The 21,506-nt window shown below is 42.5% G+C and carries 20 protein-coding genes; 12 read left to right on the top strand and 8 right to left on the bottom strand.

Annotated elements, in window-relative coordinates; translation table 11 throughout:
* Window positions 1-64: 64 nt before the first annotated feature.
* Window positions 65-1,474 (top strand): aminodeoxychorismate synthase component I, encoded by a 1,410-nt coding sequence (pabB, locus tag ABFY09_RS03280; protein ID WP_347982868.1) that lies wholly within the window; start codon window positions 65-67, stop codon window positions 1,472-1,474.
* An 8-nt stretch (window positions 1,475-1,482) separates the two neighbouring features.
* Window positions 1,483-2,133, top strand: a complete 651-nt coding sequence (locus ABFY09_RS03285; protein ID WP_347982869.1) for a CoA pyrophosphatase — start codon at window positions 1,483-1,485, stop codon at window positions 2,131-2,133.
* A 68-nt stretch (window positions 2,134-2,201) separates the two neighbouring features.
* Here ABFY09_RS03285 and ABFY09_RS03290 read toward each other — a convergent pair whose 3' ends face one another.
* Window positions 2,202-2,516: a LysR family transcriptional regulator gene (locus tag ABFY09_RS03290; protein ID WP_347982870.1), complete on the bottom strand. Its 315-nt coding sequence runs from the start codon at window positions 2,514-2,516 to the stop codon at window positions 2,202-2,204.
* Window positions 2,517-2,627: 111 nt separating this feature from the next.
* On the opposite strand from ABFY09_RS03290, the gene ABFY09_RS03295 reads away from it, so the two are divergent.
* On the top strand, window positions 2,628-3,971 hold the full coding sequence (locus ABFY09_RS03295) for an anti-phage deoxyguanosine triphosphatase (protein WP_347982871.1): 1,344 nt from the start codon (window positions 2,628-2,630) through the stop codon (window positions 3,969-3,971).
* A 118-nt stretch (window positions 3,972-4,089) separates the two neighbouring features.
* Here ABFY09_RS03295 and ABFY09_RS03300 read toward each other — a convergent pair whose 3' ends face one another.
* The 5 genes from ABFY09_RS03300 to ABFY09_RS03320 all read right to left on the bottom strand — a co-directional run bounded on the left by ABFY09_RS03300 (window position 4,090) and on the right by ABFY09_RS03320 (window position 7,645).
* Window positions 4,090-4,710 carry a phosphoadenosine phosphosulfate reductase family protein gene (locus ABFY09_RS03300; RefSeq protein WP_347982872.1) on the bottom strand — a complete coding sequence of 207 codons (621 nt, stop codon included), beginning with the start codon at window positions 4,708-4,710 and terminating at the stop codon, window positions 4,090-4,092.
* 92 nt (window positions 4,711-4,802) lie between these two features.
* The gene (locus ABFY09_RS03305; RefSeq protein WP_347982873.1) at window positions 4,803-5,126 is read right to left on the bottom strand and encodes an Lrp/AsnC ligand binding domain-containing protein; all 324 of its coding nucleotides are present in this window, start codon (window positions 5,124-5,126) and stop codon (window positions 4,803-4,805) included.
* An 83-nt stretch (window positions 5,127-5,209) separates the two neighbouring features.
* Complete coding sequence (locus ABFY09_RS03310) at window positions 5,210-5,713, bottom strand: GNAT family N-acetyltransferase (RefSeq protein ID WP_347982874.1); 504 nt, start codon at window positions 5,711-5,713, stop codon at window positions 5,210-5,212.
* A 42-nt stretch (window positions 5,714-5,755) separates the two neighbouring features.
* Window positions 5,756-6,805, bottom strand: a complete 1,050-nt coding sequence (locus tag ABFY09_RS03315) for a DUF2333 family protein (protein WP_347982875.1) — start codon at window positions 6,803-6,805, stop codon at window positions 5,756-5,758.
* A 12-nt stretch (window positions 6,806-6,817) separates the two neighbouring features.
* The gene (locus ABFY09_RS03320; RefSeq protein WP_347982876.1) at window positions 6,818-7,645 is read right to left on the bottom strand and encodes a hypothetical protein; all 828 of its coding nucleotides are present in this window, start codon (window positions 7,643-7,645) and stop codon (window positions 6,818-6,820) included.
* Window positions 7,646-7,762: 117 nt separating this feature from the next.
* On the opposite strand from ABFY09_RS03320, the gene dsbD reads away from it, so the two are divergent.
* The 9 genes from dsbD (at window position 7,763) to purD (ending at window position 18,534) form a co-directional block, all read left to right on the top strand.
* Window positions 7,763-9,601 (top strand): protein-disulfide reductase DsbD, encoded by a 1,839-nt coding sequence (gene dsbD / locus ABFY09_RS03325; RefSeq protein ID WP_347982877.1) that lies wholly within the window; start codon window positions 7,763-7,765, stop codon window positions 9,599-9,601.
* A 240-nt stretch (window positions 9,602-9,841) separates the two neighbouring features.
* Window positions 9,842-10,288, top strand: coding sequence for an acetyl-CoA carboxylase biotin carboxyl carrier protein (gene accB / locus ABFY09_RS03330; RefSeq protein WP_347982878.1), 447 nt, complete (start codon window positions 9,842-9,844; stop codon window positions 10,286-10,288).
* 21 nt (window positions 10,289-10,309) lie between these two features.
* On the top strand, window positions 10,310-11,650 hold the full coding sequence (accC, locus tag ABFY09_RS03335; RefSeq protein ID WP_347982879.1) for an acetyl-CoA carboxylase biotin carboxylase subunit: 1,341 nt from the start codon (window positions 10,310-10,312) through the stop codon (window positions 11,648-11,650).
* A gap of 119 nt (window positions 11,651-11,769) precedes the next feature.
* Window positions 11,770-12,660 (top strand): 50S ribosomal protein L11 methyltransferase, encoded by an 891-nt coding sequence (gene prmA, locus ABFY09_RS03340; protein ID WP_347982880.1) that lies wholly within the window; start codon window positions 11,770-11,772, stop codon window positions 12,658-12,660.
* A 45-nt stretch (window positions 12,661-12,705) separates the two neighbouring features.
* A complete protein-coding gene (locus tag ABFY09_RS03345; protein ID WP_347982881.1) occupies window positions 12,706-14,079 on the top strand; it encodes a DUF3426 domain-containing protein in 1,374 nt (457 codons plus the stop codon).
* Between the two features lie 155 nt (window positions 14,080-14,234).
* Window positions 14,235-15,203: a tRNA dihydrouridine synthase DusB gene (gene dusB, locus ABFY09_RS03350; RefSeq protein WP_347982882.1), complete on the top strand. Its 969-nt coding sequence runs from the start codon at window positions 14,235-14,237 to the stop codon at window positions 15,201-15,203.
* Between the two features lie 80 nt (window positions 15,204-15,283).
* Complete coding sequence (gene fis / locus ABFY09_RS03355; RefSeq protein WP_317004590.1) at window positions 15,284-15,562, top strand: DNA-binding transcriptional regulator Fis; 279 nt, start codon at window positions 15,284-15,286, stop codon at window positions 15,560-15,562.
* An 85-nt stretch (window positions 15,563-15,647) separates the two neighbouring features.
* The gene (gene purH / locus ABFY09_RS03360) at window positions 15,648-17,225 is read left to right on the top strand and encodes a bifunctional phosphoribosylaminoimidazolecarboxamide formyltransferase/IMP cyclohydrolase (protein WP_347983062.1); all 1,578 of its coding nucleotides are present in this window, start codon (window positions 15,648-15,650) and stop codon (window positions 17,223-17,225) included.
* A gap of 22 nt (window positions 17,226-17,247) precedes the next feature.
* Window positions 17,248-18,534 (top strand): phosphoribosylamine--glycine ligase, encoded by a 1,287-nt coding sequence (purD, locus tag ABFY09_RS03365; RefSeq protein ID WP_347982883.1) that lies wholly within the window; start codon window positions 17,248-17,250, stop codon window positions 18,532-18,534.
* 105 nt (window positions 18,535-18,639) lie between these two features.
* On the opposite strand, the gene ABFY09_RS03370 is transcribed toward purD, so the two are convergent.
* Both ABFY09_RS03370 and ABFY09_RS03375 read right to left on the bottom strand, forming a co-directional pair.
* A complete protein-coding gene (locus ABFY09_RS03370; RefSeq protein ID WP_347982884.1) occupies window positions 18,640-20,577 on the bottom strand; it encodes a methyl-accepting chemotaxis protein in 1,938 nt (645 codons plus the stop codon).
* A 427-nt stretch (window positions 20,578-21,004) separates the two neighbouring features.
* The gene (locus tag ABFY09_RS03375; RefSeq protein WP_347982885.1) at window positions 21,005-21,487 is read right to left on the bottom strand and encodes a peptidylprolyl isomerase; all 483 of its coding nucleotides are present in this window, start codon (window positions 21,485-21,487) and stop codon (window positions 21,005-21,007) included.
* Window positions 21,488-21,506 lie beyond the last annotated feature (19 nt).

Below are 21,506 nucleotides of genomic sequence, written 5' to 3' on the forward strand. Positions count from 1 at the left end.
ATTTAAAAGAATACAATATTTACTATTAAAAACATGACTACATATTACTAGGTATTGATAAAAAATGTCAGAAATCAAACGGGTTAATCTCCCTTACCAGACATCCTTACTGTCTTTCTTTTCTGCCGTAAGAGATTTGCCTTACCCTGCTTTACTCGACAGTAATCACGAGCATTTCTCCGATACCCAATACGACATTTTAGTCGCAAATCCTTTGGCTCGCATTCGCCCGTCACAAGATACCCCTTCAAGCGACCTAATCACATGGCGCGACACACCAATTTATGAGTTACAAAGCACTCGTAATCCAATGAATTTGTTAAACGAATTGATGACGTTAATTTGCCAAGAGCCTTGGGCGAAATCTGCCCCTAAAGAACTGCCCTTTACTGGCGGGTTATTAGGCTATTACGGTTATGAAAGCGGTCATTTTGTCGAAAAGCTACCTGACACAGTCGAACATGACATTCAGTTAGCCTCGTTAGATATGGGGCTTTATGCCTGGGCAGTGATTAGCTCTCATCAGAGAAAAACCACTCAATTGGTTCTGACACCTTGGTGTTCTAATGAAGAAACAGAAGGTCTAGTCAAACGCTTTACCTCTGCTAAGCCTGACAACTTAAAAGACTTCACTCTGAAAATGCCTTTTACCTCCAATATGACAGAAGGCGAATACTCAGAAAAATTTGCAGCGGTACAAAAGTACATTCAGTCCGGTGATTGCTATCAAGTGAATTTAGCTCAACGCTTTTCCAGCACTTACCAAGGAGACACCTTTACCGCTTACCAAGCATTGCGTGATGTTTGTCCGACGCCTTTTTCCGCTTATCTTGAAGTGTCGCCAAAGCAAAGCTTGCTAAGCCATTCCCCTGAACGCTTTTTATTGTGCGATAAAGGCCGCGTTGAATCCAAACCAATCAAAGGCACCATTGCTCGCGGCGCCACACCAGAAGAAGACAAAGCCAATGCCGATTGGCTCATTGCATCGGAAAAAAATCGCTCCGAGAATTTAATGATTGTCGATTTGCTGCGTAATGACCTTGGTCGCACTTGTTTAACCGGTAGCATCAAGGTGCCGAAACTGTTTGCCTTAGAAAGCTATGCCAATGTACATCATCTGGTGTCTACCGTAGAAGGTGCAATAGATCAAGCTGACCAAGCCATTCGAGTGTTCCACCAAAGCTTCCCCGGCGGCTCTATTACTGGCGCTCCGAAAATTCGATCTATGGAAATCATCGACGAATTAGAACCTCATCAGCGTTCTGCGTATTGTGGCTCCATTGCTTACTTTAGCTCCAATGGACAAATGGACTCCAGTATTAGTATTCGAACATTGGTTGCCGAGCATGGAAATTTGCACTGTTGGGCAGGCGGTGGATTGGTTGCCGACTCTAAATGCCAAGAAGAATACCAAGAAACCTTTACCAAAGTAGGTAAATTGACCCATACTCTAGAACACGTCTTTTTGAAGTAGGCTGTATAATGAGTGACATAGAGCAGTTTTTAAATGCTCCTCCTATCGATCTGAGTTTAGAGGAAATTCGCGCCGCGCTAGACAGAGCGCCTTATGCGCAACAGATTCATAACCCAGATAGAGAGCTCTTTCCAGATGGATATGACTTAGACTATCGATCAGCTGCAGTACTGATTCCAATCTGGCGCAAGCCAGAAGATGGTGAGCTCTACGTGCTTTTAACTCAGCGCGCGTTACACATGCGAAACCACCCTGGGCAAATCGCTTTCCCAGGCGGTAAACACGACCCCGACGACGCCAGCATTCAATACACAGCTCTACGAGAAACCTTAGAAGAAGTAGGATTAGCGCCAGATTGTTTCGATTTATTAGGCGAACTGGGAGAGTATTGCACCATTTCAGGCTATTGCATCAAGCCCATCATTGCAGAAATGACTCGACGAAGTGAATTGAGCCTTTGTGAAGACGAGGTGAAATCTGTTCATTGGGTGCCATTACGCCACTTGCTCACACCGCAGAATTACCGTTTTAAAAAGAAAAAGCTCGATGCGACATCCCGTGGTTATTTTGAAGTTGAATACCAAGATATTCGAATTTGGGGTGTCACCGCAGGCATTCTATTTGGGCTTTATCAAACTCTAGCGGAGCACATTCGTTAGTCGTTATTCTTTCTCGATTTTCTAAAAAACTTTCCAGATTGCTTGCCGCCTTGTCAACCAGAACAAAATTAGGCTTCAACTGGCTCTACAGCATTGAATTCCGACCTCAGACTTTCTGTCATGAGATGCATTTGCCATCTTGTATCAAAACGCTCGTAACACTCTTCCAGCGCTTGAATGTGCTCAAGTAAAATACTGCCCGCCGGAGTAATTTCAGTTGTGCGGCCATGTCGAGTTAATAACGGTGTCCCCAACTTGCCTTCCAATTTTTGAATGTGCTGGCTCACGGCTGGCTGAGTTAACCCCAATTGTTTTGCCGTTTGAGTAAAACTCCCCGTCTCAACCAACACTTTAAATGTTATGAGATGCTGTGTGTTGAACATAAAGATTCCTTATAGTTTATTTCATTATGCCCAAGCCTTTTCATAGGAACATTGACCTATATCGTGTTTTCGTGAAAGATTGATGGTAACTAACCCGAGTGGATGACAATAATGACAAAACCGCAAGATGACCTACAACCTTGGTACGAAAGGCAATCTGGTCACAAAACATCCCGCGACAACGATTATCGAACACCTTATCAAAGAGATCGCGCCCGCATAATTCACAGCGCAGCGTTTCGTCGTTTGCAGTCTAAAACTCAAATCCTTGCCATTCGCCAAAACGATTACAGCCGCACCCGCCTTACTCACTCTTTAGAAGTGGCGCAAATTGGTAGTGGTATTGTTCATCAATTGAAACATAGCTCTCCTGCTGAGGCTGACTTCCAAAAGTGGCTCGCTGACGATTCGCTCATCGAAACCATTTGTTTAAGCCATGACATTGGCCACCCACCTTTTGGTCACGGCGGTGAGATTGCATTGAATTACATGATGCAGTCCCACGGCGGCTTTGAGGGCAACGCTCAATCTCTGCGCATACTAGGAAAGCGAGGTTCTTACTCGCAAGATTTTGGTATGGATGTGACTCGACGCACTCTATTGGGCATTCTGAAATACCCTGTTTTATACCAAAACGTAGTTGGAACTTACCCGGAAAAGCATACCAATTTCCGACAATTTAAAGCCTCCCAATGGGCACCGCCTAAGTGCGTTTATCAAGACGAAGAAGATCTATTAAACTGGATTCTCCAACCCTTCAGCGAAGACGATAAAACAGCCCTGCAAACAGTTAGAAGAGCAGAAAACGATCACGCGAAAGCAACTCATTCGGGCTTTGACACCAGCATAATGGATCTCGCAGACGACATTGCTTACGGTGTACACGATTTAGAAGATGCCATTGTACTTGGTATGGTAACCAAAGATATGTGGTTAGAGCATTTGGAACCTAAGCTTTCAGCGCTTGCTTCACCTTATCTTGCAAAAAACTTAAACAACATTCGCACGCAACTGTTCAGCCGCCAGAGTCATCTACGCAAAGAAGCCATTGGCGATCTTGTCAGCTGGTTTATCACTTCGTGCCAAGTGATTGAAAATACAAACTTTGAACACCCATTACTGCGCTTCCAAGTTGGCTTGCCAGAAGGTCAGCGCCAAGCGCTTTCCTTGCTAAAGCAGTTTGAAATGCACCACATAATTCAACGACCAGAAGTACAAATGCTCGTCTATAAAGGCCAGCAAATGCTTTTAGAAATGTTTGAAGCTTACACCGCAGACCCAAATCGACTGTTGCCAAGAGAGATAGCAACAGAATGGCGTAAAAGCCAAGAACAAGGTGAGAACGGACTTAGAATAATTTGCGATTACATGGCATCCATGACGGACGATTATGCGAGCCGTATGTACAACAAGTTATTCGTGCCGAGTTTAGGTTCTGTATTTGAGCCGATGTAGCGCAACTCAATAGTCTTGTTACTTTATTTCATAAGAGTATATGAAATGCAAAAAAAAGCCCTAAGCTCAAAATATGTATTTGAGTCTGGGGCTTTTCTATTTTGCTATATTCTACTGATTAAAGCTGAGTGTGCAGACCACATTCGCGGTTAGACAAACCTTTTGTTGGATCAAAGTAGTTTTCAACGTTTGGTAAGTCGTGCTCTTTCAAGTAAGCCAACATATCCGCTTCTTTCCAATGTAAGAAAGGTGCAACCTTGATAACACCATCCGCGCCTTGGCTAATCACTTCCATATTTTGACGGAAGGCTGTTTGCTCTGAACGCACACCGGTGATCCAAACATCTGGAGCAACTTCTTTCATAGCTCTTGTAAAAGGTTCCAGCTTGAAATTTTGAGTAAAAGCATCGTGACTTTCTTCGCCCACATCTGGCACACCGCCAAAGGCGTTATCCCAACGAGCGGCTGTAATTTTTGGCGTGTAAACTTCTACTTCCAGCTCAAGAGAAGCAATGAGTTTTTCAGCCACAAGGTATGTGTCACGAGTGTTATAGCCAGAATCAGCCCAAACCACAGTAATGTCTTTTTTAGCCTGTACTGCGGTATGAAGAACCACGGCTTCCATTGGTCCAAAATGCGTAGAAACAATCGGCTTTTTACCTTGCTCAACAGCCCATTTAATAATGTCTAATGGCGTTGCAGCGCTCAATTCTTTATTCGCTTTAGCTATATCAATCATACAAAACCCTATAAATAAATTATAAAAATGCAATTTCGCTAGAATGCCATTAATTAAAAAAATTATCTACGGTAATTTATAGGCAATAACGCCTACAAATTAAGCGCCATCCCACTTTCTGGTATAGGCAAAGCCGTTTTATATCGCACCTGTTTTAACGCACAACTGGAACGGATATTTTCCACGCCTTGGATTTTGGTTAATCGCGTGAGTATCAAGGTTTCTAATGTCTGAATATCTGGCACCAAGACTCGCAAGAAGTAATCTTCCTCCCCTGTCATCAAACAACACTCCATCATCTCTGGGTATTCAGAGATGGCGCTTTCACAGACTTCTAGTGCCTCTTCATCTTGCTTTTTTAGCCGTATGTGAATAAAGACGTTTACATACAAAGAGCCACCAGCCAATGAAACCATATGGCAACGCTGCCATAACACCTTTCAATATTTTTGATCATCGCCTTTCCTCTCCTGCTGATATTAAGACTGAGAATAGGCTTCTATGAATCGCTCGCACCATAAATTTTGCCGTATAAATAGACGTCTTCTCTTTCATTTTGCTGCTGCGCGATATTAGGAAGACTTCCCCATTGTTGGAACATCTGCTTTTCAAAGAAGGTCTGACTTTTGGTATTGCTGGCGTAGATATAGGCGACGAGATGAGTAAAGCCAATACTGGCTTGCTGCATCTCTACATATTGAATGAGTTTTTTTCCAATGCCTTTAGCCTGCCATTGAGGTGAAACATACAGGCTAATTTCAGATGCGGTGTCGAAAGCGGGTAACCCGTAGAAAGGTTCAATTGAGCACCATGCAATGATGCTCTCTGCCTCTTCAAACACCAGCATTGGGTGTTTTTCTGTAGCGTTTTCCAGCCAGTCCATAACATCAATCAGGCTGATATTAAGGCTTCGCTGAGTACTCTTTGCGAAAGGATCACAGAGTTGAAAAATAGACAAAATATAGGGAGCATCGTCTAATTCTGCTGTCCGAATCTTCCCCATATCAATACCTTTATAAAATCCGTCTTGCTTCTATTTAGTCGCTTAGCCTTGCTCAAGCAAAGTACGCAAATCGATAATGGCAGTGTTGGCCCTAGAAATATAAGATGCCATGACCAAAGAGTGATTGGCTAATACCCCAAAACCACTGCCGTTTAGAATCATAGGAGACCAAATACTGGTTTGTGTTGCTTCCAACTCACGAATAATCTGACGCAAACTGACTAAGGCGTTTTTGTCTTGCAAGGTAAAGAAAAAATCTACTTCCACTGCACGCAGCATATGAATCAGCGCCCAACTTGCTCCTCGTGCTTCATAAAATACATCGTCCACCTTGCTCCAAGGTGTTTTCACATATTGGTAAGTGCCAGTATCACTGGTTTGGCGAGCATTCTTGTCTCCTGCTAAATCTGTGTTCTCACGAACATTCGCCACACTAGCAGAAAGGCGCTGAGAAAGGCTTCCCAAACGAGTACTTACATCAGATAACCAGTCCGATAAATTATCGGCACGAGCATAAAACTGTGCGTCGTTTTTACTAGTATCAGCAAGACGATCAAGGTATTCCATCAACTCGTTATTACCACGTCGATATTCACTTTCACTAGAAGGCAACGCCCAACTTTTGGTGTCAAAGTTGAATTGTGGCTCGGCAATTTTTAAGTTCACATCTTCGGTTGATTGAGACTGAGAACGGCTGAACTCTTTACGCAAGGCTCTTGCTAAATCTCGTGACTGAACCAAGGCGCCAAATTCCCATGCAGGCATGTTATCCATGAAAAGCCCTGGTGGCGTGACATCATTAGTAATAAAGCCACCTGGCTTGTCTAATAAAGTACCAATAATGGTGTGCAAGGTGCTGGCAGTTGTGTAGCCAACTACTAACTTTTTACTGTTATTCAAGTAGCCTTTCGCTTCTGCTTTCTCTTTTGCTGTGGCAACCACATCAAAAGAATCCGGCTCGCTACTCCAGTACATACCTAGAAAACTTAGGAGTACACAAATAACTGCCACAACCGCAATGATCACTTTCCAAATTCCTGAAAAGTCTACTCGCGCACTTAAACCTTTAAATTTATCAACTAACCACGACATTATTGCCCTACCTTAATCTTGTTGTAATTCTACTGTGTGATCCGCTTGACGAAATGTCATTGCGCGCACACGAAACTCTGGAATACGACTGTTAATTATCTGATAAATCAGACGCGCTTCTTTATCATTCGGCCAATAAATGGCAATTGACTGCTCCGTTTTAGCAACTTCATCTATAATAGGCTGAACTTTGTTAATAATCTCTTCATCACTCAAACTAAAGAGCGTTTCAGGCAAGGTGTAAACACCTTTTTGAACGGACTCTTCTTCATTTTGCCCAGCTGTTTTGTCATTGCTGTTTGCGGTTGTCGCTTGTCGTACTCGGTATTGTGCTTCTTCTGTTCGTCTTGTTTTCAAGTCTCTGATTTGAACTGTCATTTCTTCAATCAGAGGATCTTCTGGGTTTACTGAGCGAGCAAGACCTAAATAGCGATCGGCTTGTTTATAATCTCTTCCTACGGCAGATGCCCAAGCCCAACTTGTGTAGACTTCCACTATGTTCGCGATACCTTGTGTGGCACGAAAGTTCCTCGGATCTCGACCCAGCGCCGCTTGAAAATATAAGTTGGCGTTGTCTTCTTCTGGTGTCAAAAGTCGCTGTGCGGACAAAGCTTGTTCGCCTCTTTCAATGAGGTTTAAAGTCAGTTTTTCAAACGCTGTCAGCTCTTTTTCAACGGCGATAGCTTCAACTTGGTTCTGAACAAGCGTTGCTGATTCAAATTGATCATTCGTTACTTCTGATTCTGCTATGGGAGCTGAATCACTTGAAGGCGCGACATTCTGCTGACAACCAATAATAAAAAGCACAAAAAATGGCAAAGAAATTAGATTTTTATTCAATTTATCCTCTTGCGATTGGCAACTTTAAGATGGATTGATAGTCTACATCCTCTATCCTAGAGCGATGGATTTGGATTTTCCATTTAAACCGCGCTTTCACCCTAATTGAAGATGTTTATGCGCTTATTTTTTTGTTTATTTTTACTGACGATTCACACGGCTTCTCAAGCTTTCACCTTTGCCCCAACTTCGAAGCTTTCTGAACCTGACTTTTTACCTGTCGATCAAGCTTTTCAGCTATCCATTTCAGCAACAGAAGATGGCAAAATCATTGCTTCTTGGCAAATCCATGATGGTTACTATTTATATCAAGAACAATTTGGTTTGTCTGGAAAAGACGCAGATAAACTGCACTTTTCCCCATTTACTCCCGGAGAAAAAAAACAAGACGCTTATTACGGTGAAGTTACCGTTTATCGAAACCAGTTTACCTTACCTATTTATTACGACATTAACCTTCCAGCAGGCACTCAGTTAAGCGCCATACTGTCTTACCAAGGCTGTGCCGATAAAGGTTTGTGTTACGCGCCGCAAAAAGTGCCTTTAGACTTCACTGTTCCAGTGTTATCTTCACCTAACTTAGTTAATGTTAATAATACTTCTGACTCTTACCAAGCGTCTACGACAGGCTCTAATCGCACGTTGCCAGCAACAGATGTTACCTTGTCTAGCTCTCAATCTATCAGCCAATTATTGCAATCCGGTGATGTGTTGAGCACATTGCTTGTGCTGTTCGGTTTGGGCTTGTTGTTGTCGCTTACACCTTGCGTTCTTCCTATGGTGCCTATTGTCAGTGCGATTGTGGTTGGTGCACGCCGTTCTACTGCTCGCGCCTTTTATTACAGTGTCGTTTATGTTTTGGCCATGGCTCTGACTTATGCAGCCATTGGCGGATTGGTTGGCTTATTTGGCACCCAATTAAATCTACAAGCACAATTACAAAACCCCATTTTATTGGCCATAAGTGCGATTATTTTCGTGTTATTGGCGTTGGCTATGTTTGGTGTTTATGAACTTAAACTGCCCGCATCTTGGCAGCAGAAACTTCAAACTTCGACTCATCACTCAGGTTCTAGTTGGCGTACAAGCGGCAGTATATTTCTAGCTGGCGTGTTATCTACTTTAATTGTCTCTCCTTGTGTATCCGCCCCTTTAGCTGGCACTTTGCTGTATATCAGCGGCCAAGGTAATGCTTGGTATGGTGCTTTGGCTCTGTTTGTTATGGCTTTAGGTATGGGGGTACCGCTTTTACTGGTTGGGTTATTTGGCCCTAAAGCATTACCAAAAAATGGCGAATGGTTAGAAGACATCAAGATACTCATGGGATTTGGATTGTTAGCTGTCGCCATTTGGCTAGTAACTCGCTGGCTTCCTTTTGATAGCCATTTGTATTTATGGAGTGTGCTTGCCATTGGTATCGGCAGCTATTTTTTCCATCGGGCCTATCAGACCAAATCTCACCCTGTGCGTTGGTTTTTGGCCTTCACATGTTTATTAATAGGAACCATTGAATTTTTAGGTGGCGCAATGGGCAATACGACACCTTTCCAACCACTAAAAACGACCGCTTTTCAGCCTCAAACCGCTCCTAAAGAAAGTGATATTTTTGATGACCATATTGGCAGCTTAGAAGAACTTAACAACATAGTGAATAATCAAGACTCGCGGCCTATCTTGTTGGATTTATATGCCGATTGGTGTATCAGCTGCAAAGAAGTAGAAGCGATGTTTATTTCTCCTGACGTGTCTCCTCTATTAGAAACTGTGCAATTGATCAGGGTTGATGTAACCGAGAACTCAGATCAGAACAAAGCTCTAATGGAAAAATTCAATTTATTTGGCCCTCCATCCTTGGTTTTCCTAGACTCTCAAGGTCAGGAGCAAAAAGCGCTAACCCTAATGGGTGAGCCGACTAAAGCCGAAATAATCGAACGCTTACGCTTTGTAGCCGAGTAATAGACCTAAAAAAGTTTACAAGAGGGTGAAAAATAAACAGAGATGACATTTTTTTGTTTTTTTCCCGAAGAACTGGACAATTTCTAGCTTTTTACCGATAATTTCCATCCTTGTTAGCATTTACACTTCCATATCTGTAAATGCTTTGCTCTTAAATGAGCTAAAGTTCAAAAAAGAATTACCAACCGCCAGTGAAAGTTATTATCACTGAGTCAAAAATGCAGATAAAAGAGAGTAAGCATGGACATTCGTAAAATTAAAAAATTAATCGAGCTTTTAGAAGAATCTAACGTCTACGAGATTGAAATCAAAGAAGGCGAAGAAGCAGTTCGTATTAGTCGTGGTGGTGCCCCTGTTATGGCGCCAATGGCCGCTCCAGTTGTTTCCGCAGCACCAGTCGCTGCTCCAGTTGCCGCATCTACTGCTGCTCCAGAGGCACCTGCTGCTGTTTCTGGCCACACTGTTAACTCTCCAATGGTAGGTACTTATTACAAATCTTCTGCTCCAGGTGCTAAGCCTTTCATCGAAGTAGGTCAAACAGTTAACGCTGGCGATACTATTTGTATCGTTGAAGCAATGAAAATGATGAACCAAATCGAAGCTGACAAGTCCGGTACAATTGGCGCTATCTTAGTTGAAGACGGCGAGCCGGTTGAATTTGATCAACCACTTGTTACTATCATTTAATCCAAAGCAATAGGTTTCATCATGCTCGATAAGGTATTGATTGCTAACCGAGGCGAAATCGCGCTACGTATTTTACGTGCGTGTAAAGAACTCGGTATCAAAACCGTTGCGGTTCACTCTAAAATTGACCGCGACTTACTACATGTGCGCCTTGCAGACGAATCTATCTGCATAGGTCCAAACCCTTCAGCGCAAAGTTACTTGAACATTCCTGCAATCATTAGTGCTGCAGAATTGACAGATACCTCTGCTATCCACCCAGGATATGGTTTTCTTGCAGAAAATGCAGACTTTGCAGAACAAGTTGAAAACTCCGGCTTCGCTTTCATCGGCCCTAAAGCAGAAACGATTCGTCTAATGGGCGATAAAGTATCTGCGATCAAAGCAATGAAAGAAGCAGGCGTTCCGACAGTTCCTGGCTCTAACGGCCCAGTACCAACAGATCCAGATGAATGTCTACGTGTTGCTCGCGAAATCGGTTTCCCGGTTATCGTTAAAGCAGCTGCAGGTGGCGGTGGCCGTGGTATGCGCGTTGTTCACAACGAAGGCAGCCTATTAAAGTCCATCAGCATCACACAATCTGAAGCCGGTTCTTATTTCGGTGACAGCACGGTTTACATGGAAAAATTCCTACAAAACCCTCGTCACGTTGAAGTTCAGGTTCTTGCAGACGGCCAAGGCAATGCAGTTCACTTATACGATCGCGATTGCTCTTTGCAACGTCGCCACCAAAAAGTATTAGAAGAAGCACCAGCACCTATGTTGGATGAAGAATCTCGCCAAGCTTGTTTAAAAGCCTGTGTTGATGCTTGCATCAAGATCAACTACCGCGGTGCAGGTACATTTGAATTCTTATACGAAGATGGCGGTTTCTATTTCATCGAAATGAACACTCGTGTTCAAGTAGAACACCCAGTGACTGAAATGGTAACAGGCGTTGACATCGTTAAAGAACAACTACGTATTGCAAGCGGTTTGCCTTTGTCTTTGAAACAGGAAGACATCAAGCTAAACGGTCACGCTGTTGAGGCACGTATCAATGCGGAAGACTCCAAAACCTTCATGCCTTGCCCAGGTAAAGTGGAATACTTCCATGCACCAGGTGGTATGGGTGTTCGTGTCGACTCTCATTTATACAGCGGCTACTCTGTTCCACCAACGTATGACTCCATGATTGCTAAGATCATTTGTCATGCTCCAGACAGAACAGCAGCGCTAAAACGCCTCTCTGGCGCTCTCGATGAAACCTTCATCGATGGTATTAAAACCAACATAGAGCTACAAAAAGAACTAGCAAATGATACTAACTTCATTACTGGTGGCGTTAACATCCATTATCTGGAGAAAAAACTCGGTTTATAAGAACTGCCGTTTCGTCCCTAGTGATTACATAAATCACTAGGGACTATCATTTTCCTCTCGCCTCTCGCACCAAGCTTCGTTATTCTATTCCTGTTTTATTCATTGTTGGACTCCATTTTATGCCTTGGCTTCAGATTTGTATCCATACCACACCCGATCACGTGCCTGCTTTTGAAGACACTCTATTAGAATGTGGCGCTATGGTCGTTACCTTTGAGGATGTGCACGATGACCCTGTGTATGAACCAGACTTAAACACCACGCCATTGTGGAAAAACACTAAAGTCACTGGACTATTTGAAGCAGACACCGATGTCGAAGCCGTCCGCCCTGTGGTTGAACACAAAGCAGCCTCTTTGGGTGAAACTGATGTAGATTTAAAAATAGAAATTCTCGAAGACAAAGATTGGGAAAGAGAGTGGATGGACAGCTACCACCCCATCCAATTTGGCGAGCGCCTTTGGGTTTGCCCAAGCTGGCGCGAAGTACCAGACCCTAACGCTGTCACATTAATGCTTGATCCTGGACTCGCCTTTGGCACAGGCACACACCCAACCACAGCGCTTTGTTTGCAGTGGCTAGATAGCATTGATTGCCAAGATAAAACCATCATTGATTACGGTTGTGGCTCCGGTATTCTCGGCATTGCAGGATTACTCCTTGGTGCAAATAATATGGTCGGCATCGACATTGACCCTCAAGCAGTTCAAGCAACAGAAGCCAATGCTGAGCGCAATAAAATTAAACCAAGCCGTATTGAAGTCAAACTGCCACCTTATGAATCAGATTTGCAAGCCGACATTGTTGTTGCAAACATTCTCGCCGGACCTCTAGCACATCTTGCACCAACTATTTCGGCTCTCGTAAAAACTGGCGGCCAACTTGCTTTATCAGGCATTCTTGCCAATCAAGCAGAAGAAGTTATTCAAGCGTACCAAGAATGGTTTACTATTGAATCCATCACAGAAAGAGAAGAATGGGTTCGTATTGTTGGTACAAAAAACTCATAATTAACAATTATTTAGTACAGATTAAAAAAAGGAAGAAAGACGCTCATGGCCAATAGCTTAATTACACGTTGCCCAAAATGTTCAACTGCATTTCGTGTTAACGATGAAGTATTAAGCATGGCCAAAGGCAAAGTCAGATGCGGACAATGTTTCCATATCTTTGATGCACATGCCTCCAAGCCAACACTACCTGAAACTACAGAAAAACCTGAAGCCACGAAAAAGCCTGAGATTCAGACAAAAAAACAAGCACTCGCTCAAAAAGCTGACACTCCCGAAAAAAAGGCAACACCAAAACCGTCACCAAAAGAACCTGACATCAGCACAACAGAATCATCCAATGTGCTAATCAGCGAGCAAGGAATCATCACTGAAGATGATATTCTCAATCTGTTCAATGAAAGTGATTTGACACCACTTAGTGGAGAAGATTTGGAGGCGAGTAAAAAAGTTCTGAAAGAGCGAAAAGCAAAAGAGGCCAAAGCAAATACTACCGCCCAGAAAGAAAAAGAGCCTGCTAAGCAATATCAAGAAAGAGCAAAATCAGCTCGTGGCGAAACCACCCCCCTCTCCCATGCGGACAGAAATGATTCCCCCGCACCATGGGAAGTTGAATTAGCAGAAGTGGAAGCAGCGTTAAGCGCTCAACCAAGAACACCAAAAGTCAAAAAAGAAGTCGTTAATAAAACAAAAGAAGAAGCCAAGGCTACTACACCAACGCCTTTCATTGAAAGCAAACCATCACCTAAAACAGAGACCGTTAGTGAGCCAGATTATATGGCTGCGTTACAGTCTTTGGCTCAAACTGCGTCTGAACAAACTTGCCCTTCTGATGCAAAAAATCAACACACGATTCTTGAGCAATTATCAGCTCAAGAAAGCCTTGCTCCGCTTTTGGAAGAAAACCCAAAAGACATCAGAGTCAAAAGCAAACACCGCTTCTTGTGGCTCTTCGCCTCATTGCTTGGTTTGGCTTTATTAGCAGGACAAGCGTCGATGCATTTCTTTGAAGAAGGAAGTCGATCTTCTAACTTCCGATCTTTCTATCAAATGATCTGCTCTTATTCAGGCTGTACTCTTCCAGGATTTGAAGACATCGATGCCATTAGCATCCAACATGTACGAATCCAGAGTCACCCTTCTATCCCAAATTCGCTTCTCGTGAATGCGATTATTACTAACGTCAGCTCGTTTTCTCAGCCTATGCCGAAAATCGCTTTAGAGTTCTCAGATTTAAATGGCTCACCTGTGGCCGCTCGCTTATTTTCTCCGAGTGACTATCTACACAAAGACTTCTTAGATATCACTTATATGCCACCAAGTACTCCGATTCATGTTGTCATTCCGATACAAGATCCGGGTGCTCGTGCTGTTACACACCAATTGAAAACCTTCCCTTCGAAGACTCGCTCTTACTAGAACGAGTGTTATTTCCTACTTAGCTAAGAAAAGAACAAAAAATAATCAATTTTTAGTCTGTCAAGACTTCAAAAATAACAATTGCCTAGGTATTATGCACGCCCGATCGACACTGTCGGCGATCTTTAACATTCAATCCAGTATTCAGGAAAAGCATGGCATTTGCTATTGGCCCTTATCGCGTTGATAAACCTGTTATCCTTGCCCCTATGGCAGGAGTAACCGATTTACCTTTTCGCCGCCTATGCCATGACCAAGGCGCAGGTTTAGTTGTATCTGAAATGGTTACTTCTGATGTTCGTCTTTGGAACTCGACAAAAAGCCGTCACCGATTAGTTCATGACGCAGAGGTTTCGCCTAGGTCGGTTCAAATTGCTGGCGGTGACCCAAAAATGATGGCAGAAGCAGCTCAACAAAATGTCGAGCTAGGTGCGCAAATCATTGATATCAACATGGGTTGCCCCGCCAAGAAAGTCTGTAATAAAGCCGCTGGTTCGGCATTACTTAAAGACGAAGCACTTGTTCGAGAAATACTGGAGTCGGTTGTAAATAGTGTTTCTGTTCCCGTCACCCTAAAAATCCGTACAGGATGGAGTCAGGATCAGAAAAATGGACTTATCATTGCAAAGATGGCTCAAGATATTGGTATTCAAGCCTTAGCAATTCATGGACGTACCCGAGAATGTAAATTTCAAGGGCAAGTCGAATACGATACGATCGCAGAGATCAAACAGCATTTGACGATTCCTATTTTTGCTAATGGTGATATCAAAGATTCTGAAACAGCCAAATTTGTGAAAGATTACACAAAGGCAGATGGCATTATGATTGGTCGCGCCGCTCAAGGTAGACCGTGGATTTTTCGTGAAATCAATCACTACTTACAAACTAATGAATTGTTAGCACCGCCGTCTTTGTCTGAGGTGAGACAACTGGTCATCAACCATGTTAACGCCCTCCACCAGTTTTATGGTGACTATTTGGGTATGCGTATTGCTCGCAAACATGTTGGTTGGTACTTGCAAACGTTAGCGGACAAAACTCAATTTCGAAGCCTGTTTAACCGTATTGACAATACGCAAGAGCAGCTTGATAAATTAGAAGAGTTCTTTGTTTGTCAGTAGGCAAACAAACCTCATACTTAATGTATTGAATCCTAATTTACATTAATAAATGGTTAGCTTTAAAAATAGAAGGTCATTCTGTGGTAGAACAAACTCATACATATACATTTCAAGCCGCTTCTTCAGAACAGTCACAAACACTACGTGACAACGTTGAAAAAGCACTACAAAACTACTTTGCTCATCTTGATGGACAGCCAGTTACCGATTTATATCAATTGGTTTTAGCTGAGGTTGAGGCACCTTTGTTGGAGTCAGTGATGAGCTACACCAAAGATAACCAAACAAAAGCATCGACTCTGCTTGGTTTAAACCGAGGTACGCTGCGCAAAAAATTGAAGCAGTACGGCATGCTATAGAACACAAGAAAAAAGGGCGAATTCGCCCTTTTTTCATTTAACCTTCCCCTTGTTTATTTAGTGTTAAATTATTGCGAGAACCATGATGGCAAATCAAAAAACAGTTACTCCAATCAAACGAGCTTTAATCAGCGTTTCCGACAAAACAGGCATTGTCGAATTCGCCCGTGAATTAACCGCTCAAGGCGTTGAAATTCTTTCTACTGGCGGCACTTACAAGTTGCTGCTTGAAAATAAAGTCCCTGCGACAGAAGTATCCGACTACACAGGTTTCCCTGAAATGATGGATGGTCGAGTGAAGACACTTCACCCTAAAGTTCATGGCGGTATTCTTGGCCGTCGTGACATTGATGGCGCGATCATGAAAGAGCACGGCATCGACGAAATTGATATGGTTGTCGTGAATCTTTACCCATTCGAAGCAACGATTGAACGCCCAGATTGTGATTTGCCAATGGCTATCGAAAACATCGATATCGGTGGACCAACTATGGTTCGTTCAGCGGCGAAAAACCACAAAGACGTGGCAATTGTCGTTTCACCTGCTAGCTATGACAGCCTATTAGCATCACTAAAAGCGGATGGCGGTTTAACGTACGACCAACGTTTTGACCTTGCTGTACAAGCTTTTGAACATACCTCTCATTATGATGGCGCCATTGCGAACTTCTTAGGCAAGAAAGTAGAAGGCGGCAGCGAAGATTTCGCTCGTACTTTTAACTTACAATTCAATAAACAAGAAGAAATGCGCTACGGTGAAAACCCTCACCAAAAAGCCGCTTTCTACGTTGAAGCCAATCCTAAAGAAGCGTCTATTAGCACGGCAAAACAGATCCAAGGTAAAGCGCTTTCCTATAACAACATTGCAGACACAGATGCGGCACTTGAGTGTGTGAAAAGCTTTGACAAGCCAGCTTGTGTCATTGTTAAGCATGCCAACCCTTGTGGTGTTGCAACGGCGGCATCACAACTTGAAGCCTATGACCTTGCTTTCCAAACGGATCCTACTTCTGCTTTTGGCGGCATCATTGCTTTTAACCAAGAGTTGGACGCAAAAACGGCACAAGCGATCGTTGACCGTCAATTCGTTGAAGTCATCATCGCACCGAGCGTGAGTAAAGAAGCGGTTGAGATTGTTGCGGCTAAGCAAAATGTACGTTTACTTGAATGCGGCCAATGGTCACAAGATAAACCAGCCGCACTGGATTACAAACGTGTTAACGGTGGTTTGTTAGTACAAGACCGCGATGACGGCGCTATCACTCTAGACGATTTAAAAGTCGTTTCTAAGCGCCAGCCAAGCGAAAAAGAATTAAGTGACCTACTATTTGCTTGGAAAGTGGCTAAATTCGTGAAATCCAATGCTATTGTTTACGCAAAAGCAGAACAAACCATCGGTGTTGGTGCAGGCCAAATGAGCCGTGTTTACAGTGCGAAAATAGCTGGAATTAAAGCAGCTGACGAGAATCTAGAAGTTGTTGGTTCCGTTATGGCATCCGATGCTTTCTTCCCATTCCGTGATGGTATCGATGCGGCGGCTCAAGCGGGTATTACAGCGGTAATCCAACCAGGCGGCTCAATGCGTGATGATGAAGTCATTGCTGCAGCAGACGAAGCTGGCATGGCAATGGTCTTTACTGGCATGCGCCATTTCCGTCACTAATCATTAAAAGGATTAAGATAAAATGAAAGTTCTTATTATTGGTAATGGCGGCCGTGAGCACGCTTTAGCATGGAAAACAGCCGAATCAAATGACGTGAATAAGGTTTTTGTTGCTCCAGGTAATGCTGGCACATCAACAGAAAACAAAGTTGAAAACGTTAACATTGGCGTAACCGATATTGATGCACTTGTTGCTTTCGCCAAGAATGAAAGTATCGACTTAACTATTGTTGGCCCAGAAGCGCCTTTAGTCATTGGTGTTGTGGATGCTTTCGAAAAAGAAGGCCTAGCCATTTTTGGCCCAAGCGCGGCAGCCGCACAACTTGAAGGCTCTAAAGCTTTCACGAAAGATTTTTTGGCACGCCACAACATTCCTACAGCAAGCTACGGTAACTTCACTGACATTCCTGCTGCGGTTGAATACATTAAACAACAAGGCGCTCCCATTGTTGTCAAAGCCGATGGCCTTGCAGCGGGTAAAGGCGTTATTTTGGCGCAAACCGAAGCAGAAGCCATTGCAGCCGTAGAAGATATGCTACAAGGCAATGCTTTTGGCGACGCAGGCAGCCGTGTTGTTATTGAAGAGTTTTTAACCGGTGAAGAAGCCAGCTTCATTTGCATGGTAGATGGCGAAACTGTATTGCCAATGGCAACTAGCCAAGACCATAAAGCACGTGATAATGGCGACCTTGGGCCAAACACTGGCGGCATGGGCGCATACTCCCCTGCTCCTGTTGTGACACCAGAAATTCATGATCGCATTATGAATGAAGTAATTATGCCAACAGTAAAAGGCATGAATGCAGAAGGGAATCGTTACCGTGGATTCTTATACGCAGGTGTGATGATTGCAGCCGATGGCACACCAAAAACACTAGAATACAATTGTCGTTTTGGTGACCCTGAAACACAACCTATCATGATGCGTTTACGCTCTGATTTAGCTCAGATGTGTTTAGCCGCAGTAAATGGCAAGCTGGACACAGTGAAAGCGGATTGGGATCCAAGAGCAAGCTTAGGTGTTGTTTTAGCCGCTGGCGGTTATCCTGCGAATTACCCTAAAGGTGATGTCATTTCTGGTCTAGATAGCAGTCTTCCAACCCATCAAAAGGTTTTCCAAGCAGGTACAGCGTTGAAAGACGGCCAAGTCGTAACAAATGGCGGTCGTGTGCTTTGTGCTGTTTCCCTTGGTGATACCGTGGCTGATGCACAAACTGGTGCCTACGATGTGGTGAATAAGTTATCTTGGGATAAAGTGTATTTCCGTACTGACATTGGCCATCGTGCCATTGCTCGTGAGCAGAAATAACCTCTTCCCTTATTTATTGCCCCCAAAAACTAAAAAGCAGTCTCTATATCTAGAGACTGCTTTTTATATAAATCTTTAAAAATAAAGCTACAATTTAATGAAACCCTATACTTTAAAGAACTCCATTTCATCTTTTTGAGTTTGCGCCAAACGTGCTAACTCAGTTGATGCTTGTAAAGTTTCATTGATTGCCGAAGCATTTTTTTGAACTAAATCAAAAGCTTGAGTGATATTTTTAGAAATATCTTCTGTTACACCTGTTTGTTCAACAGATGCAGTTGCCACAAGCGCATTAATCTCAGAGATTGCATTAATAGCTTGAGAAGTTTCTTCAAAAGCCAATTTCACCTGGTCTGCCAATGCCACAGAGCCATCAATCAATTCAACATTTTGCGTCATGTTGCTGCTTGCTTCTTCTGACTTCTCCTGCAGTTTCAAAATGATCTCTTGAATACTGACTGTAGATTGTTGCGTTTTCGAAGCCAATGTTCGAACTTCATCTGCAACTACGGCAAAACCTCTCCCAGCTTCACCTGCACGAGCTGCTTCAATAGCTGCGTTTAAGGCCAGTAGATTGGTTTGCTCAGAAATGCCATTGATTACATCAATAACAGTACCGATCTCAATAGAGAAGTTCTTCAATTCATTAACTATTGTTGCTGTATCGGTTACTGAGTTGTTTATATCACGGGTAAAAGCAATATTTTTTTCTAATGTAACTTTTCCGTTCTCTATTGTTTTCAAGCTAACCTTAGTTTCTTCTTCGGCTTCTAACGCCTTACTACTCACTTCTTGCGACGTTCTAGATAACTCATAAATAGCGGTAGAGATTTGTTCAACCTGCAACTTCTCATTTTCCATATTCTTTAAAGTGTCGTTCATTACTACACTTAGCTCTTGGGAAGAAGAAGACACACTGTCTGAAATATTTAATGAATTACTCACCAAACTAGAAAGTTGATTAGAGAGTGTCACAAGCGATCGATAAATACCTGTGTCTTTACTAGACGGAATTAATTTGACTGTTAAGTCACCTGCCGCCATTTTCTCAATTAATTTAGCGATATCTTCCGGCGCACCACCCACAGGTTTTAGAACAAGACGATTCATCACCACCAACAAAATAGCACACGCTATGGCAAAACATACCAAACCTATGATGAGGGAATATATAAGCTGGCTATTTGCATGTCGATGTATCTGCTCAGTTTTGGTTACACTGACATATTCCCAGCCATTAATATCCATTCGCCCCCAGAAGGCAGTAAAGTCAACATTGCCACCATTATCACCCACACCAGGAGCAGTATAAGATAGTTCAGGGTTTTCTGGACTAAATTGCTCATATCTTGGACGTACATCTAGAATTTTTTTACCAATAAAGTCTTCGTAAGGCGCAATAATTATTGTGCCATTATCTGCATAAACCAATAAATCTTTTCGTTCTTGAAGATCAACTAGAAAGGTATCCAACTGGATTGTTGTCATTAATGCCATATCATCATTTACTCGATAAGCAATAGCAACAAAACGAAGACCTTTTGACATATAAGGAGAGGATACATAAAACTTTTCATTTCTATCAAAAAGCGCTTTATAGTAGCTGCGCGATTTATAATCTCGCCCGGTATTACTCCCATCCCTTCGATAAGAAGCTCCCGTTTTATCAAAAAGATAAACGCCATTACTTCTTTCTTTTAAAATACTATATACAGAAGTTAAACTCGCAGCATTATATTCAGACAAATGCTTCTCACCTAACGAATGTTCTTTCAAGGAGATAGAAGCCAATATAAGTCGGTAGCTTTCGAATTTTTCTGTTACTCCAGCTGTAAGCGTCTCATTTTTCTCTCGTAACAATTGTTTATTCAAATCCATGCTTTCGGACCTAAATGCCAAAAAATCCAATAGAGCAATGATTAATATAATTGCAGCTATAATAGCACCAAGAGCAAATATGACTTGTAACTTAAATTTTTTCATACCTGAAAAACCTATACACCTTCTTTTTAAAAAGTTTAGAGAAAAATTAAGAGTAATCAAAACGAACCCGCCTTAATTATCTTTAGCTTATATTGATAATATTAACATTATTTATGTGCATACTATGCATAAAGTAATAAAAACAGCTTCCATAGTATGAAGGCTGCTTGCTGTAAAAAAACTCAATAATAAAAATTCACTAAGTAGTTACAACTGAATTTAAGTCGAAGTGCGGCACTTTTCATTTCAAGCAGCCAAACACATCTGTTTAAAGATGATAATTCAGTGTTCGTGCAATATTTTCCACTGATATTTCTTGCCTTAAAAGAGTCGAAATCTGGTATTTTTATACCTTCAGTCAACTACTAATAACTCATATTAGTACTGCTTAATTTTGTGGTGAAAAGAAATGCACCAACTTCAGTAATCGGCTTCTTCTACACCTGATTAGCAGAAGAAGCACTTATTACATCTGAATTTAGAAATATTAGTGATGATGACCACCTTCGCCGTGCACATGACCATGTTCTAATTCTTCTGTAGAAGCTTCTCGAACATCAACAATTTCAACATCAAAGTTCAATGTTTTACCGGCCAATGGGTGATTACCATCTAACATGATACCGTCTTCTTCCACACCAATAACGGTAACAGGTTGCTCACCACCTGGAGTTTGCGCCATGAACTGCATACCGACTTGGATATCATCAACGCCTTGGAAATTTTCTGCAGGAACCTTTTGAATCAATTCTTGATGAACCACGCCGTAGCCATCTTCTGGAGTAACTGATACAGCTAGTTTCTCACCTGCTGCTTTACCTTGTAGCGCTTTATCCAAACCATCAATGATGTTTTGAGCGCCGCTCAAAAATACTAGAGGGTCTTGTCCAACTGAAGAGTCCAGCTCTTGGCCTTGTTCGTCAGTCAACGTGTAGTGCATGCTAACAACAGTGTTTTCAGTAATTTGCATTGTATTCTCCTAATAAAAA

The organism is Marinomonas sp. 5E14-1 (genome assembly GCF_039939215.1).
Lineage (GTDB): Bacteria > Pseudomonadota > Gammaproteobacteria > Pseudomonadales > Marinomonadaceae > Marinomonas.